At 65.1% G+C, this 15,545-nt stretch carries 15 protein-coding genes; 7 read left to right on the top strand and 8 right to left on the bottom strand.

All coding sequences use genetic code 11. The features are described 5' to 3' along the window. Both A5906_RS23510 and A5906_RS23505 read right to left on the bottom strand, forming a co-directional pair. Nucleotides 1-898, bottom strand: an 898-nt coding sequence (locus A5906_RS23510; protein WP_245326866.1) for a glycosyltransferase family 2 protein, incomplete at its 3' end; no start/stop codon positions are given. Nucleotides 899-959: 61 nt separating this feature from the next. Then, nucleotides 960-1,451 (bottom strand): NUDIX domain-containing protein, encoded by a 492-nt coding sequence (locus A5906_RS23505; protein WP_080137670.1) that lies wholly within the window; start codon nucleotides 1,449-1,451, stop codon nucleotides 960-962. A gap of 107 nt (nucleotides 1,452-1,558) precedes the next feature. Here A5906_RS23505 and A5906_RS23500 point away from each other — a divergent pair, with 107 nt between their 5' ends. Further along, nucleotides 1,559-2,440, top strand: a complete 882-nt coding sequence (locus A5906_RS23500; protein WP_080137669.1) for a metallophosphoesterase family protein — start codon at nucleotides 1,559-1,561, stop codon at nucleotides 2,438-2,440. A 144-nt stretch (nucleotides 2,441-2,584) separates the two neighbouring features. Here A5906_RS23500 and A5906_RS23495 read toward each other — a convergent pair whose 3' ends face one another. From A5906_RS23495 to A5906_RS23485, 3 genes are all read right to left on the bottom strand, one after another. Continuing rightward, nucleotides 2,585-3,139 (bottom strand): hypothetical protein, encoded by a 555-nt coding sequence (locus A5906_RS23495; RefSeq protein ID WP_080137668.1) that lies wholly within the window; start codon nucleotides 3,137-3,139, stop codon nucleotides 2,585-2,587. Nucleotides 3,140-3,336: 197 nt separating this feature from the next. Further along, nucleotides 3,337-3,546 (bottom strand): DUF4170 domain-containing protein, encoded by a 210-nt coding sequence (locus tag A5906_RS23490; RefSeq protein ID WP_008560963.1) that lies wholly within the window; start codon nucleotides 3,544-3,546, stop codon nucleotides 3,337-3,339. Between the two features lie 30 nt (nucleotides 3,547-3,576). Further along, complete coding sequence (locus tag A5906_RS23485; protein ID WP_080137667.1) at nucleotides 3,577-5,211, bottom strand: isocitrate lyase; 1,635 nt, start codon at nucleotides 5,209-5,211, stop codon at nucleotides 3,577-3,579. Nucleotides 5,212-5,440: 229 nt separating this feature from the next. On the opposite strand from A5906_RS23485, the gene A5906_RS23480 reads away from it, so the two are divergent. Further along, a complete protein-coding gene (locus A5906_RS23480; RefSeq protein ID WP_080137666.1) occupies nucleotides 5,441-6,886 on the top strand; it encodes a helix-turn-helix domain-containing protein in 1,446 nt (481 codons plus the stop codon). Between the two features lie 170 nt (nucleotides 6,887-7,056). On the opposite strand, the gene A5906_RS43115 is transcribed toward A5906_RS23480, so the two are convergent. After that, nucleotides 7,057-7,350 carry an antibiotic biosynthesis monooxygenase gene (locus A5906_RS43115; RefSeq protein ID WP_080137665.1) on the bottom strand — a complete coding sequence of 98 codons (294 nt, stop codon included), beginning with the start codon at nucleotides 7,348-7,350 and terminating at the stop codon, nucleotides 7,057-7,059. 231 nt (nucleotides 7,351-7,581) lie between these two features. Between A5906_RS43115 and A5906_RS23470 the strand changes: the two genes are divergently transcribed. Together A5906_RS23470 and A5906_RS23465 are read left to right on the top strand one after the other, a co-directional pair. After that, the gene (locus A5906_RS23470) at nucleotides 7,582-8,388 is read left to right on the top strand and encodes a hypothetical protein (protein WP_080137664.1); all 807 of its coding nucleotides are present in this window, start codon (nucleotides 7,582-7,584) and stop codon (nucleotides 8,386-8,388) included. Between the two features lie 163 nt (nucleotides 8,389-8,551). Beyond that, nucleotides 8,552-8,908 (top strand): hypothetical protein, encoded by a 357-nt coding sequence (locus tag A5906_RS23465; RefSeq protein ID WP_080137663.1) that lies wholly within the window; start codon nucleotides 8,552-8,554, stop codon nucleotides 8,906-8,908. A 178-nt stretch (nucleotides 8,909-9,086) separates the two neighbouring features. On the opposite strand, the gene A5906_RS23460 is transcribed toward A5906_RS23465, so the two are convergent. Beyond that, nucleotides 9,087-9,722 carry a tetratricopeptide repeat protein gene (locus A5906_RS23460; protein WP_186465201.1) on the bottom strand — a complete coding sequence of 212 codons (636 nt, stop codon included), beginning with the start codon at nucleotides 9,720-9,722 and terminating at the stop codon, nucleotides 9,087-9,089. Nucleotides 9,723-9,855: 133 nt separating this feature from the next. Further along, nucleotides 9,856-10,812, bottom strand: coding sequence for a zinc metalloprotease HtpX (gene htpX / locus A5906_RS23455; protein ID WP_080137661.1), 957 nt, complete (start codon nucleotides 10,810-10,812; stop codon nucleotides 9,856-9,858). Between the two features lie 285 nt (nucleotides 10,813-11,097). On the opposite strand from htpX, the gene A5906_RS23450 reads away from it, so the two are divergent. The 3 genes from A5906_RS23450 (at nucleotide 11,098) to A5906_RS23440 (ending at nucleotide 15,381) form a co-directional block, all read left to right on the top strand. Further along, entirely contained in the window at nucleotides 11,098-12,453 is a 1,356-nt protein-coding gene (locus A5906_RS23450) for an HlyD family secretion protein (RefSeq protein WP_080137699.1), read from the top strand. Further along, complete coding sequence (locus A5906_RS23445) at nucleotides 12,450-14,390, top strand: glycosyltransferase (protein ID WP_136615443.1); 1,941 nt, start codon at nucleotides 12,450-12,452, stop codon at nucleotides 14,388-14,390. Before A5906_RS23450 ends, A5906_RS23445 begins: the two co-directional genes overlap by 4 nt. A 121-nt stretch (nucleotides 14,391-14,511) precedes the next feature. After that, a complete protein-coding gene (locus A5906_RS23440) occupies nucleotides 14,512-15,381 on the top strand; it encodes a L,D-transpeptidase (RefSeq protein WP_080137697.1) in 870 nt (289 codons plus the stop codon). Nucleotides 15,382-15,545: the final 164 nt, after the last annotated feature.

The raw sequence follows: 15,545 nt of genomic DNA, 5'->3' as shown, positions 1-15,545 counted from the left end.
CCCGCCGGCCCCGCGTCACGGTGTCGAGCACGAGCCCCGACGACGCCGAAAGCAGCGCCATGATCATCAGCCCCATGGAGAGCACGGCGGTGGGGAGGCGCGGCACGAGGCCGGTTTCGAGGAAGTCGATCACGATGGGCAGTCCGAAAGCTATCGACAGCAGCGCGAGGACGATGGCGATCGCGGAAAAGAAGCGCAGCGGCCGCTCCGATCGGTTGAGCTTCAGCATCGTATTGAAGATGCACAAACCATCCTGCCAGGTGTTGAGCTTGGAGAAGGAACCTTGCGGGCGCGCGTAATAGGGCGTTGCGATCTCTGCGGCCGGGAGCGACAATTCCAGCGCATAGACCGCAAATTCGGTCTCGATCTCGAAACCGTCGGACAAAACGGGAAATGATTTGACAAAGCGGCGCGAGAAAACGCGGTAACCGGACAGAATATCGTGAAAGGCGTGGCCGAAGGTCGATGCCAGGAAACCGGTGAACAGCCGGTTGCCGATACGATGGCCGCGCCGGTAGGCCGCTTGCGATCGATCGACACGCAGCCCCACGACCATATCCAGATGCTCGTCGAGGAGCTTGTCGATCATGCGCGGCGCGCTCGGCGCGTCGTAGGTCGCATCTCCATCGACGAGCACGTAGATGTCGGCCTCGACGTCAGCGAACATGCGGCGCACGACGTGGCCTTTGCCCTGACGCCGTTCGCTGCGCACGATCGCTCCGGCCTCGCGCGCGATCGCCGCGGTACGGTCGGTCGAGTTGTTGTCGTACACGTAGACTTCGGCCGCAGGTAGCGCCTTGCGGAAATCGGCGACGACCGTCGCGACCGCGGCTTCCTCATTGTAGCAGGGAACCAGCACGGCGACCCGAAACGGCCATGAGCTCGTCGCTTCAGACAATCTCCAACCCCCGTCCATATGTCGAGACTGCAGATGCCGCAATTACTAGCACAGGCCGCCCTCACCGCCATGTCGCAATCAGCGGCCGGCCGTCCAGCACCTCCGCCAGCCGCTGCCGCGTGCCATCCGTGGTCCCTTCGGGCAGCGCATTGATCGCGAAGAACCCGCATTCGACGATCTCGTGATTGGGCGCGGGCAGCCGATCCTGCCTGAAATGCCTGACCACGTAGACCGCGACGTGGTCGCGGCGGGAGACGTGACTGTTGAGGAAGATGCCGTGCAGCACGGCGTCCCCCGTGAGGTCGATGTCGCCCTCCTCCTTGAGCTCGCGCCGCATCGCCTGCTCCATGCTCTCGCCGAGATCGACCCCGCCGCCGGGCAGATACCAGCCGGCGATGTAGCTGTGCCTGACCAGGAACACACGGTTGTCGGCATCCAGCACCACGGCGCGAACGCCGAGGGTCATGCCGCGCACCAGCAGGAACCAGGCGTGGAAGATCCGCCGCAGCATTGGCTCGAATTTCCGTCGGATGCGGTTCAGACGCTCCCCCATCAGATTCTCTCAAATCCCCTCGCAAGACCCTGCTTGCGCAGTCCTCGCGACCTTGCCATTACAGTGGCCGAATAGCGAGGCAATCGCGCGCGATGACTCACAACACGATGGCCCCCTTCACGCTCGCCCATCTGTCCGACCCGCATCTGGCGCCGCTGCCGAAGCCGCGGCTGGTCGAGCTCGCCGGCAAGCGTGTGCTCGGCTACGTCAACTGGACGCGCAACCGCCACAAATACCAGCGCCGCGAGGTCCTCGACGCGCTTGTTGCCGACATGAAGGGGCAGGCGCCCGACCACATCGCGGTGACGGGCGATCTCGTCAATCTGGCGCTGGAGGCCGAGTTCGCCCCCGCACGCGCCTGGCTCGACGACGTCGGGCCGCCTGACCGCGTCACCACCATTCCCGGCAATCACGACGCCTATGTCCGCGCCACCTTTCATCGCTTCGGCGAGACCTTCGCGCCCTATCTTGCGGGGGACGACGGCAGCATCGGCTTCCCGTCCGTGCGCCGGCGCGGGCCGCTGGCGCTGATCAGCCTGTCCACGGCGGTGCCGACCCTGCCGCTGATGGCGACGGGCACGCTCGGACGCGATCAGCTTGCCGCGCTCGCCGAGGTCCTCGAACGGCTCGCGGCCGAAGACGTCTTCCGCGTGCTGCTGGTGCATCATCCCCTCAAGTCCGCCGCGCGCCAGAAGCGGATGACGGACTCTGCCGATCTTCTGGCGCTGCTGAAGCGCCACGGCGTCGAGCTGATCCTGCACGGGCACGACCACATTCACTCGACCATGTGGTTCGAGGGCCCCAACGGCAACATTCCCGCGATCGGCGTGCCGTCCGCCTCCGCGCTCGCGCACGGACGCTATCCAGCGGCGGCGTATAATCTCTTCACGATCGAGAAGGACAATGCCGGCTGGCGCTGCGAGCAGACGGTGCGGGCGCTGGGGGCGGGATTCCAGATCGGGCAGATCAAGCAGGCAAGGTTGATTTGAAGTCACGCCGTCATTGCGAGCCACCGGGTCCGCGCAAAGCGCGGCCCGATGACAGGCTCCGCGAAGCAATCCAGGAATCTCTCCGCGGAGGCGGTCTGGATTGCTTCGTCGCAAGAGCTCCTCGCAATGACGACGGAGGATGTCTCACCAGCTCCGCAAGACCGCCAGCATGGCAACGCCGAACAGCGCGGCGGCGCCGAGGATGAAGCCGAACACGAACGGCCAGACGCGCGAGCGGGCCGGCTGCTCGGCAGCCGGGGCTTGCGGTTCGGGTGGGACCACCATCGCATGCTCGCGCTCGATCATGCGGCGGGCGACATAGTCGGTGACGGCGTCGACGATTGCCGTCGTGTCATGCGATTCGGCGAGCACGATGCGGCCGAAGCGAGTGTCCTGGACGAAGCGGTACATCCGCTTGTCGCGCCCCATCATGATGTGGGCGACGACGTCGATCCAGAGCCGCGGCGTGTCGCCCTGGCTGATGCCGCGGTCGAACAGGTCGATCTGCTCCGGTATCTGGGCGAACAGCGGATCGAGGGCGTCGTTGAGGATCTCCAGCCGCGCCACCTCGGCGTCGCGCAAGTCGACGACGACGCCAGTCCGGTCGGCGGCCTCGATCCGTGCGCGCAGCAGCGCGTCGCGCAGCCGCACCGGGCGTAGCTGGCTGGGATGGGTCCCGCTGGTCTCGGGCTCTGACATTGTCGGCCTCGTCCTCGACTTATCCCCGTTAACCTATCAGCAACCAAGCTGTCCGCAAAGGGCCCATAATTCCAGATACTTACGCCGCCCACAGGCGCGTGACCTGTGCCAAAAACAGACGATCCCACCCAGGCAGAGCCTGGATGGGACCATCCGTCCTTGGACGTCTTCTTGTTTCAGGAGGGCAGGTAAGGCCCTCAGGCCGAGACGCGCGACGGCTCTTCCACGATCGAGAAGCGGACGCCGGCCTTGTGGCGGCTCTCCTCCGAGACCTCGCGCCAGCAGTCCTCGGCCTCCTTGCGGGTCTTGAACGGACCTTTGACCTGGGCCGAACCTTCCACGAGCTTGTGGAAGTTCATCGAGCCGAACTCGCCGCCGATCACCCAGAAATTGCTGCCTTTGGTCATTGTCAGTCTCCTGTCGAACTGCGTGGTGCGTTAGCCGAACTGGTTCATGGTGTTATGCGCGCCGCCCGCCTTCAGGGCAGCTTCACCGGCGAAGTATTCCTTGTGGTCGTCACCGATGTCGGAGCCAGCCATGTTCTGGTGCTTCACGCAGGCGATACCCTGACGGATCTCGGCGCGCTGGACGTTCTTGACGTAGCCCAGCATGCCCTGCTCACCGAAATACTCGCGGGCGAGGTTGTCGGTGGACAGCGCGGCCGTGTGATAGGTCGGCAGCGTGATCAGGTGGTGGAAGATACCGGCGCGCTTGGCCGAATCCGCCTGGAAGGTGCGGATGCGCTCGTCGGCTTCCTTCGCCAGCGGCGTATCGTCGTACTCCGCCTTCATCAGCTCGGCACGGTTGTACCTGCTGACGTCCTGGCCCGCTTCCTTCATCGCGTCGTAGACCTGCCAACGGAAGTTGAGGGTCCAGTTGAACGACGGCGAGTTGTTGTAGGCGAGCTTGGCGTTCGGCACCACCTTGCGGATACGGTCGACCATGCTGGCGATCTGCTCGATATGCGGCTTCTCTGTCTCAATCCAGAGCAGGTCGGCGCCGTTCTGCAGCGAGGTGATGCAGTCGAGCACGCAACGGTCTGCCCCGGTGCCGGGACGGAACTGGTAGAGATTGGAGGGCAGCCGCTTCGGACGCATCATCTTGCCGTTGCGGTTGATGATGACGTCGCCGTTGCGGGCGTTCTCCGCCGTCACTTCCTCGCAATCGAGGAAGCTGTTGTACTGGTCGCCGATGTCGCCGGGCTTGTGGCTGACGGCAATCTGCTGCGTGAGGCCGGCGCCGAGCGAGTCGGTGCGGGTCACGACGATGCCGTCTTCGATGCCGAGCTCGAGGAAGGCGTGGCGACAGGCGCGGATCTTCGCGAGGAAGACGTCATGCGGCACGGTGACCTTGCCGTCCTGGTGGCCGCACTGCTTCTCGTCCGAGACCTGATTCTCGATCTGCAGCGCGCAGGCGCCCGCCTCGATCATCTTCTTGGCGAGCAGATAGGTCGCCTCCGCGTTGCCGAAGCCGGCATCGATGTCGGCGATGACGGGGACGACATGGGTCTGGAAGTTGTCGATCTTCTCGATCAGCTCCTTCTCGCGGGTCTTGTCGCCTTCCTTGCGCGCCTTGTCGAGGCTGCGGAAGATGTCGTTGAGTTCGCGCGAGTCCGCCTGACGCAGGAAGGTGTAGAGCTCCTCGATCAGCGCCGGCACCGAGGTCTTCTCGTGCATCGACTGGTCGGGCAGAGGTCCGAACTCGGAGCGCAGCGCCGCGATCATCCAGCCCGAGAGATACAGGTAGGTGCGATCGGTCTTGCCGCCGAAGTGCTTCTTGACCGAGATCAGCTTCTGCTGGGCGATGAAGCCGTGCCAGCAGCCGAGCGACTGCGTGTACTTGGTCGGGTCGTTGTCGTAGGCGGCCATGTCGGCCCGCATCAGCGCCGCGGTGTAGCGGGCGACGTCAAGACCGGTCTTGAAACGGTTCTGCAGGCGCATGCGAGCGACGGCTTCGGCCGACACCCCGTTCCAGGTCGGCTTGGTCTCGAGGAGCGCCTGGGCTGCCTCGATCTCGCTCTGATACGAGGCCGGGCGCTGAAGCGCGTTGATGCCGCGGGGCTGGTAATTCATGTGTCTATCCTTTCGCTGACGACGGCCGATGGCTGGCCATCGACATTCTTGACAATGCATTGCGAGATGCGTGTCAGGAGCTAAACGCGAAAACAGAAACGGCGTATAGATGGCTTGTTTTTTATTGGTGATGTCATGTAACATCAGAACATGTAATAGATGTTATTTTGTAAATTTTGTAAAATATAGGTCAGCAAGACTGTCCTTGATGCGCCAGGAGATCTGAGACATGCCCGCCGAGTCCGGGAAGAAACTGTTCGTCGGCCCGCGCTTCCGCCGGATTCGGCAGCAATTGGGGCTATCGCAGACCCAGATCGCCGAGGGGCTGGGAATCTCGCCGAGCTACGTCAACCTGATCGAGCGCAACCAGCGCCCGGTGACGGCGCAGATCCTGCTGCGGCTGGCCGAGACCTACGATCTCGATCTGCGCGACCTCGCCACCGCAGACGAGGACCGCTTCTTCGCCGAGCTGAACGAGATCTTTTCCGATCCGCTGTTCCGCCAGATCGACGTTCCCAAGCAGGAACTGCGCGACCTCGCCGAGCTCTGCCCCGGCGTCACCCATGCGCTGCAGCGGCTCTACGCCGCCTATACCGAGGCGCGCCAGGGCGAGACGCTGGCCGCCGCCCAGATGGCCGACCGCGACGTCGGCACGCGCTACGAGGCCAATCCGGTCGAGCGCGTGCGCGAGCTGATCGAGGCCAACCGCAACTATTTTCCGGAACTCGAGCAGGCCGCGGAGAACCTTCGCGACGAGCTGAACGTGCCCGCCGAAGGGCTTTACGCGGCGCTGGTCGCGCGCCTGCGCGAGAAGCACTCGATCCAGACCCGCGTCATGCCCGTGGATGTGATGCGCGAGACGCTCAGGCGTTTCGACCGCCATCGCCGGCAGCTGCTGATCTCGGAGCTGGTCGACCCGCCCGGCCGCGCGTTCCAGCTCGCCTTCCAGATCGGGCTTGGCGAATGCGCGCAAGCCCTGGAGACGATCATCGGCCGCGCCGGCCCGCTCGACGATGCGCCGCGGCGGCTGTTCCGCATCACGCTCGGCAACTACTTTGCAGCTGCCGTGATGATGCCCTATCCGGCATTCCTCGCCGCCGCCGAAGCGCTGAACTATGACATCCACGTGCTGGCGCAACGCTTCAATTCCGGCTTCGAGCAGGTCTGCCACCGCCTCACCACGCTGCAACGGCCGAACGCGCGCGGCATTCCATTCTTCCTGCTGCGCGTCGACAATGCCGGCAACGTCTCCAAGCGCTTCTCGTCAGGCACGTTCCCGTTCTCGAAATTCGGCGGCACCTGTCCGCTGTGGAACGTGCATTCGACCTTCGACACGCCGGACCGCCTGCTCAAGCAGGTGATCGAGCTGTCCGACGGCACGCGCTATTTCTCGATCGCGCAGATGGTGCGCCGCCCCGTCGCGCCGCACCCGCTGCCGCAGCCGCGCTTCGCCATCGGCCTCGGCTGCGAGATCCGTCACGCCGCGCGCCTGACCTACGCCGCCGGCATGGACCTGGAGAAGACGGAAGGCACGCCGATCGGCGTCAACTGCCGCCTTTGCGAGCGCGAAAACTGCGCCCAGCGCGCCGAACCGCCGATCACCCGCACGCTGATCCTGGACGAGACGACGAGAAGGGTGAGTTCGTTCGCGTTCTCGAATGCGCGGGAGTTGTGAGGGCGTGTTCTCCCTCGCCCCGCTTGCGGGGAGAGGGTCGGGATGAGGGGAGCTCTCCGCGAGGACGGTAGAAGTTGGACTCGCCGAGAGCCCCCCTCACCCGGAATTCAAGCTGCGCTTGAATTCCGGCCTCTCCCCGCAAGCGGGGAGAGGCGAAGGCACCCGCCCACCTACGCCAGCGTATGCACGATCACCGGCCCCGCCACGGCGCGGGCGTCGCCGGCGAGCAGCGGGCCGAGATCCTTCTCGATCCAGGCGATGGCGCGCTTGTTCGCCTCCTCGGCCTGCTCGAATTTGTCGAAGATCGAGATCGCGGTGACCGTGTCGTCGCCGGCATAGACGACGTAATAGGCGCGGAAACCGTCGACATCGCTGATGATCGGAACGGCGCCGTCCTTGATGCGGCGCGTCAGCTCTTCCGCACTCCCGCTTTTCGCCTTGGCCTGACGGATGGCGGCATACATGGCATCCTCCCCTTCCGGCTGTCTGGACATTCGGGCCTGGTGCCCGGAGGCGATGTTACGCCGAAGCGTGCCGCCGATCCACGCTTGGTTAACCCGGACCTAATCCGCCTTCGTGATCTGCAACCAACGGTTAAGCACGCCTCAACATCGCAGCCCTAGTCTCGCCCCACTCACTTTTCGCAAACAACGGCGGCCTATCCTGCCGGGCGAAGTGACATCAGGGGGTTCATCATGCGCATTGCGTTGCTGCTGACCGCGACCATCGTCGGCGCGCTCTTTGCCAATCCATCCAATGCAGGATCGCTCGATGCGACCGGTGGGGCGGCCCAGGCGCTGCCGCCTGGCTTCCAGAGCTATCGCGGCTACATGTTCGACTTATCCGAGAACCGCGACCGCAAGGACGTCGACAAGCTCACCGAGAACCTGAAGAGCCAGATCGACGTCGTCGAAGGCGTCGGCCTCTCGCCGCGGGTGCTGCGCTTCTTCCACACCGTTCCGATCGTCGCGAGCGAGCTTGCCTGCCTCGACGAAGGCGCCGCCACCGCCTGCTACGGCAGGGTCACTCCGGATATCCAGCGCACCGAACCCCGGACGCTGACGGTCTGGGACCCCGCCAAGCAGCGCTGGAGCAACCCGAACGCCATCGACCTCGCGGTCGATTCGGGGCTCGGGGTGATCATGCTGCGGCCGGACATGATGCGCTACGAGAAGGAAGCGGTGCTGCTGCACGAGCTGCTGCACGCCTTTCACGCGCGGCTGCTGCCGGACGGCTACGCCAACAAGGGCGTGATTGGCTATTACGCCCTGGCCAAGTCCAAGGACCAGCTGCCCAAGGAATCCTACGCGCTGAAGAACCCCATGGAATTCTTCGCCGTGACCGCCAGCATCTTCCTCTCCGGAAAGAGCGAATTCCACGATCCGAAGTCGCGCGAAGTGCTCAAGGAGAAGATGCCGGACTATTACAAATACCTGGTCGGCGTATTCGGCTTCGACCCCGACCCGGCAGCGTCGAGCGGTCCGGTCGCCTCGCTCAAGTGAGGCGGAAACTCCGCCAGGACACGGAAGAGCCGCGCAAAATGCGCGGCTTTTTTGCTTTGGGCACTGGAAGCTGCGGATGACGGGCGGCCACCAATTGCCAAGGCGGGGTCCGATCTGCATAGTCCCGCCCGCATCGATACCGTTTTCAAGAGGATGGAAGAACATGGCGGACGCCGACCTGGATGTCGTGATCCGGCAACTGGCCAGACAGCTGCAGACGGGCCTGATGACCCGCGCCAAGGAGCGGCGGGATCGCTTCAACGGCCTCGCCGCCAAGGCCAAGGGCAAGGAGACCGGCGACCGCTTCAAGATGATGGCCAAGGCCACCATGCAGCAGGCCACCGCCGCCGCCAAGCGCCTGCAGATGTCCGCCGACAACGTCGCCGACAGCTACGCCCGCGCGATGCGCCTCGCCGCAAGCACGCCGGTTACGGTGAAGGTGGAGAAGAAGGCCAAGGACGAGAAGCCGGCGAAGAAGGCCGCCAAGACGAAGAAGGCGACGGCCAAGAAGTCGAAGTAGGCTTTCTTCCTTCTCCCCTTTGGGGAGAAGGCGGCGCGAAGCGCCGGATGAGGCGTTGCTTCAGCGAATTCGATTGGGCGAGCTTTCGCGCGGAGAGATACCGTCTCGCCGCCATCGCGGCGAGCCACCCTCTCCCACAAGGGGAGAGGGCAAGAACGCCAGAACTACGCAAAATCCCTCACCGCCTCGGCACGGCGAGCGGCTCGGCGCTGGCGAGCTCGGCGAGCTTGGCGCGGGCGGCCTCGCGGATGCGGACGTCCTTGCCGGCCGGCAGCGCCAGGGCCGCTTCGAAATCGGCGCGCGCGTCGTCGGCCTGGCCACGGGCGAGGAATGCAAGGCCGCGATCGAGGCGGGCCCGCGCATCGGACGGATCGAGCCGGACCGCGGTGTTGTAGCTCAGGATGGCGCGATTGAGATCGCCGGTGGCGGCGAGCGCGACACCGCGCTCATGATAGGGCGCGGCGAGCTTGGGATCGTGCGCGATCGCCTCGTCATAGTCCGCAATGGCGCGCTCGAGATCGCCGTTCTGCCGGCGCGCGAGCGCGCGATCACGATAGAGCGAGGCGCGGTTGGGATTGAGATGGATGGCCTCGTCGAAATCCGCGATCGCCCGGCGAAAGTCGCCGTGGCGCAGCGCGATCCGACCGCGCCCCTCATAGGCAAAGGCGATCAGCGAGCCGCGCAGCGGCGAGAAGCCGATCACGGCCGCGCAGATATCAGGATCGTCCTCGTCCCCGCAATTGACCACCATATGCGTGGACAGGCCGATGAGCACGGCCAGCACGATCAGCAATGGTACGGCAACTCTGGTCATCGTCGACGCTGGCCGGCTGAGCGCTGGCCACGCATCCCCTTTCGAAGGAATGGTCACGCCGAGGTGGTAACACCGGCCGGGACGATCCTGTGTGCTCCAGGTCACAAACGACGCGAAACCCTCGCGGGTTGCGTCAGCCCCAAGGGCCACGAGAAGGGCCGCGAGGATCGCGCGAGGACGAGCGGCCCCACGGGCTCGCCGGCGGATAGTTCTCGTTGGCGCCCACCGACGGCGCCGCCTGTGCGCCGAGCGCGGCCGCAAGCCTCTGCAGCGCGGCGATGCGGTTCTGCGTCGAGGGATGGGTGGCGAACAGATTGTCCACACCATGGCCCGACAGCGGATTGATGATGAACATGTGCGCGGTCGCCGGATTCCGCTCGGCATCATAGTTCGGCACCTGATGCGCGGCCCCCTCGATCTTGACCAGCGCCGAGGCCAGCCACATCGGCTGTCCCACGATGCGCGCGCCAAGATCGTCGGCGGCATATTCGCGGGTGCGGCTGATCGCCATCTGCACCAGCATGGCGCCGAGCGGGGCGAGGATCATCATCAGGATCGAGCCGACGATGCCCGGGCCACTATTGTTGTCGCGATGGCCGCCGAAGAACATGCCGAACTGGGCCAGCATGGAGATCGCACCGGCGATGGTCGCGGTGATCGTCATCAGCAGCGTGTCGTGATTTTTGATGTGCGCGAGCTCGTGCGCGATCACGCCGGCGAGCTCCTCGCGGCTGAGCTGGTTCATCAGGCCGACGGTGACGGCGACCGCGGCGTTCTCGGGATTGCGCCCCGTCGCAAATGCATTGGGCTGCGCCTCGTCCATCACGAACACGCGTGGCATCGGCAAGCCGGCGCGGCCCGCCAGTTCTGCAACGAGTCCGACAAGTTCCGGCGCACTCGCGCGATCGACCTGATGGGCGCCGTACATCGAGAGCACCATGCGGTCGGAGTTCCAGTAGGTGAAGAGATTGGTCGCGGCGGCAATGACGAGCGCGATCATGGCACCGGAGGCGCCGCCGATCAGATAGCCCACGCCCATGAACAGGGCGGTGAGGCCTGCAAGCAGCATTGCGGTACGAAGATAGTTCATGGCCGTCTCCTGGAGCGGCCGCTGGCAAGCCTTCGGCCGGCGCCCTCGAAGTATGGATGCTGCCGGACACTGCAAGGTTCGTGCGTCGCCGAGCCGCAGATACTTGGATGCGCGGGCCAGCCTTTCCGGCCTTGCTAAAGCTTGACCGGGATTTGCGCAAAAACACACGCACAGGCTTAGCAACCTGGAAAGTGCAGCTTGGGCTTAATCGGCGGTAACCGGGCACGCTGCACGGCCTTTGCGCATTGACCGGTTCCGTTGACTCCCGTCAGCAAGGTGATCGTCATGGCAGACCGCTCGCGCGCCGCTTCCGTCGACCCCGCCGCTCCCTCCTCTCAAGACACAAAGACCGACGCCAAAGGCGATGCAAAGGGATTGCAGGAGGCGCTGCACGAGCAGCTGTTCGCCAACGACGACCACGGTCACTCGCCAGAGGCGCAGACCGCGGCGGAGCCGCAGCCGCGCTGGCCGCACCTGCGACGCGGCGCCAAGATCGCCATCGGCCTTGCCCTCCTGGGCGTCTTCGGCTGGCTGCCGCTGCGCGCGATATGGGAATATTCGAGCGTCGAGGCTGTGCTGAATTCCCGTCTCGTCACCCTGCGCACGCCGATCGGCGGGCGCGTGGTAGCCGCTCAGCGCCTGACCGACCAGGCCAGGTTAGACGCCGGCGCCGTGGTCCTGCGCGTGGTCAATTCGCGCGGCGATCGCACCCGGCTCGACGACCTCCGGAGGCAGAAATCGCGCCTTGAGAACGAGCGGCCGAGCCTCGCCGCCAAGCTTGCCTCGGCGCAAGCCGCGCAAAAGGACCTGGCGCGGCAGGCCGCGCAATTCCGCGACGGACGGGTGCTGCAGCTCGAGGCCCGCATCGCCGAGATCCAGACCTCGATCGAGGCCGCCGCGGCGCGCCGGGACGAGGCCAGCGCCGCCGTCGAGCGCGCCTCCTCGCTGGCGAAATCCGGCAACGTCTCGACCGTCGAGCTGGCGCGCCTGACGCGCGAGTTCTCGGTGTCGCAGCAGACCGAGCTCGGTGCGCGCAAGCGGCTCGACGCCGCCAAGGTCGAGCTCACCGCGGCACGGAGCGGCTCCTTCCTCGGCGACAGCTACAACGACCGCCCGAGCTCGGTGCAGCGCGAGGAGGAGATGCGTCAGCGCGCCGGCGACCTCGAGGCCGACCTCGCTCGCATCGACACCGAGATCGCCTGGCTCGCCAACGAGATCATCATCGAGGAGGTTCGCTTCTCCGATCTCTCCGAGGCCAACATCACGACGCCCGTCGCAGGCCGCGTCTGGGAGATGATGACCTCCCCGGGCGAGGACGTGCAGGCCGGCCAGCCGCTGCTCAAGGTGCTCGATTGCAGCAGCGCCGTCATCACCGCGAACGTCACCGAGAACGTCTACAACCGCTTGCAGCTCGGTGATCACGCCACTTTCGAGCCGAACGACGGCGGCGCGCCGATCTCCGGCACCGTGGTCAATCTGACCGGCGCCGCCGGTGCGCCCGCCAATCTCGCCATCAATCCCGACGCGCTGAGCAAGGAGCCGTATCGGGTGACCGTTGCGCTAGCCGATGCCGCCGCCCACGGCTGCACGGTGGGTCGCACCGGCCGCGTCGTGTTTGCAAGGCAAGAGACCACCCCGTGACGACGGCACTGACGCCCGGCCTGATCGCGCTCGGAGCGTTCATGGCGATGGTGCCGCTGCTCCGGCGCGACAGCACGATGGCCCGCTCGTTCCTTGCCGTCGCGTCGTTCGTTCTCCTGCTGCGCTATCTCCATTGGCGCGTCACGGCAACGCTGCCGCCGCCGCATCTCACAATGGATGCCGTGATCGGTTATCCCTTCATGCTGCTGGAGGCGGCCTCGCTGGTCGCGGTCGCGCTGTCGCTGCTGTTCCTCAGCCGCACGCGTGACCGCACCAAGGCGGCCAGGATCGATGGCCGCGCAACTGATCCCGGCGCACCGCTGATCGACGTCTTCATCTGCACCTACAATGAAGAGCGATCCATCCTCGAGCGCACGATCATCGGCGCCACCGGCATGGAGTATGGTAATTATCGCGTCTGGGTGCTCGACGACGGAAGGCGGCCCTGGCTGCGGCGGCTTGCGGGCGAACTCGGCTGCCATTATCTGACGCGGCCCGACAACCGCCATGCCAAGGCCGGCAACATCAATCATGCACTCCGGCATATCGGCGCGCAGCCGGAGCCGCCGCAATTCATCGCCGTTCTCGACGCGGATTTCGTGCCGCGGCCCGACTTTCTCGCGCGGACGATCCCGCTGATGGATGATGCCTCGGTCGGCGTGGTGCAGACGCCGCAGCACTTCATCAATTCCGACCCGATCCAGACCAACCTTGCCGCAACCGACGTCTGGCCCGACGAGCAACGCTTCTTCTTCGACATCCTGATGCCGGCGAAAGATGCCTGGGGTGTCGCCTTCTGCTGCGGCACCTCGTCGCTTATCCGTTATGCCGGGCTGGTGCGGATCGGCGGGTTTCCGACCGATTCGGTGACGGAGGATTATCTCGTCACGCTGCGCCTGAAGGAGTGCGGCCTCAGCACGATCTATCTCAACGAGCGATTGACGATCGGGCTCGCACCGGAAGGGCTGAAGGAATACATCACCCAGCGCGCCCGCTGGTGCCTCGGCCTGATGCAGATCGTGCGCGGCCGCAGCGGACCGCTATCGCGGAGATCGAAGCTTTCCTTCATCGACCGCCTCTCTCTGGTCGATGCCTTCATGAGCTGGGCCGCGGTCTACACCTCGAAGGCGGCGGGCCTTGTGGTGCCATGGCTGTTCCTGCTGTTCGGCATCAAGGCGGTCCGGGCCGACCTGTCCGAACTGCTGCGCTATTTCCTGCCGTTCTATGTCTGGCACGGGCTCACCATGGCCTGGCTGTCGCACGGCCGATCGCTCGCCATGATGACGGACGTCTCGCAACTCATCGCCGCGCCGGCGGTGCTGAAGGCGGTGGCGACCGGCCTCTTGAAGCCGAGAGGACACAAGTTCAAGGTCACCGCGAAAGGCGGCGACCGTGACCGGCGCTTTGTCGAATGGCCGCTGCTGCGGCTCTATGGCAGCGCGCTTCTCATTACGCTCGCGGCCATCGCCTATGCCTTCATCCTGCATCTGCGCGGCGAGAACATCGCCTATGGCGGCCTGGCGCTGGCCTGGAGCCTCTACAACGCGTTCATCCTCGCCGTGGTCTGCTTCGTCTGCATCGAGCAGCCGCGCAAGCGCAAGGCGGAGCGCTTCAACCGCAATGAGCCGGTGCTGCTGCGCCAGGACGGCAGGTCGCATCTGGCGCGGCTCGCCGACATCTCGATCACCGGTGCCCGGCTGATCGACCCCGATCCGCCGGCGCCCGGCAGCACGATCGAATGCCGGATCTATGGCCGCGCGATCGCCGCGATCGTGGTGCGGCGGACGACGGACGGGTTCGCGGTGCGGTTCGAGGAAGGCATGGATACGCGCGTGCATGCGATCAGGGCGTTCTATGCCGGCGAATATGTGCGCGCCTACCAGGGCGTCAAGGCGCTTCCGGTCGGCAAGGCGCTGCTGATGCGGCTGTTCGGCTAGAGGACATGCACCTCTAGTATGGCTAACGACGCTTTAACGGTTCCTGCCCGAGCGGAAGCGCTTCGAAGTTTGTTAAAACTTGCTGGGTACCTCTTCCAGTCAGTGTGACCTGGGGGACGACATGGGTAAGCGGGCCAAGCGCGGAAAGGCAGAGACGCTCGCAATACCGGTGGCTGGAAGAGTTGCAATTGGCGCCGTGGCCGTCGCCGTCGTGGGGTACAGTTTGCTGTCTCATCCCGCGACCGTTCAGCCGACACGGACGCCGCCTGCATCCCAGGCCCGGGCGTCGTCAAGTCCGGTTTACGTGGCAACACCAGTTCATGCATCAGCGCCAGCTCCGGCTCCGATTCCGGCTCCCGCTCCGGCGCCTCTGGTCGAACCACCAAAAGCCGCCGCTGACGCTCCCGGAGCACTTGTCCGGCAGGTGGTTGACTACGCCAGCCGCCAGGCGCCGGGCACCGTGATCATCGACACCAAGAACACGTTCCTCTATTTCGTCCTGAACGATGCGCAAGCGTTGCGCTACGGCATCGGTGTTGGCCGCGAAGGTTTCACGTGGTCCGGCGAACAGACTGTGGCCCGTAAAGCAGAATGGCCGGATTGGCATCCCCCTGCGGAGATGGTCTCGCGTCAGCCATATCTGCCGCGGTTCATGGCAGGCGGTCCCGGCAACCCGCTCGGCGCCCGGGCGATGTATCTGGGCGAGACCGAATATCGAATTCACGGCACCAACAATCCCGATACGATCGGCAAGCGGGTCTCGTCCGGATGTATCCGGCTGACCAATGACGACGTCGTGGACCTTTATGAGCGGGTGAAAGTCGGAGCGAAGGTGATCGTGCTTCCGGCGACCGCTGCCCGTAGGCCATCCCAGGGAGCGCCGGCCGACGCCGCTTTCCGCTTACCGGATCCGGCATCGCCATCGAACCGGTCCTTGGCAGCCAACGCGCAGATGCTGTCATCCGGACCGAGGATCACCGAGGCCCGGTAAGCTCATTCCTCTGTTCTCGGTCGAACCAGATTGGATGAGCCGGCTTGACCTTGAGGGGATGGCCTGAGGGCCTCGCTTCGCTCTAGGTTGTTGTTTTACGCATGATCTTTTCGGAAAACCGCTTCGCACTTTTCCGGATCATGCTTTAGACTTCCTGCGAATCC

Source organism: Bradyrhizobium sacchari (genome assembly GCF_002068095.1).
GTDB lineage: Bacteria > Pseudomonadota > Alphaproteobacteria > Rhizobiales > Xanthobacteraceae > Bradyrhizobium > Bradyrhizobium sacchari.
This window is presented reverse-complemented; position numbering and strand designations above follow the sequence as displayed.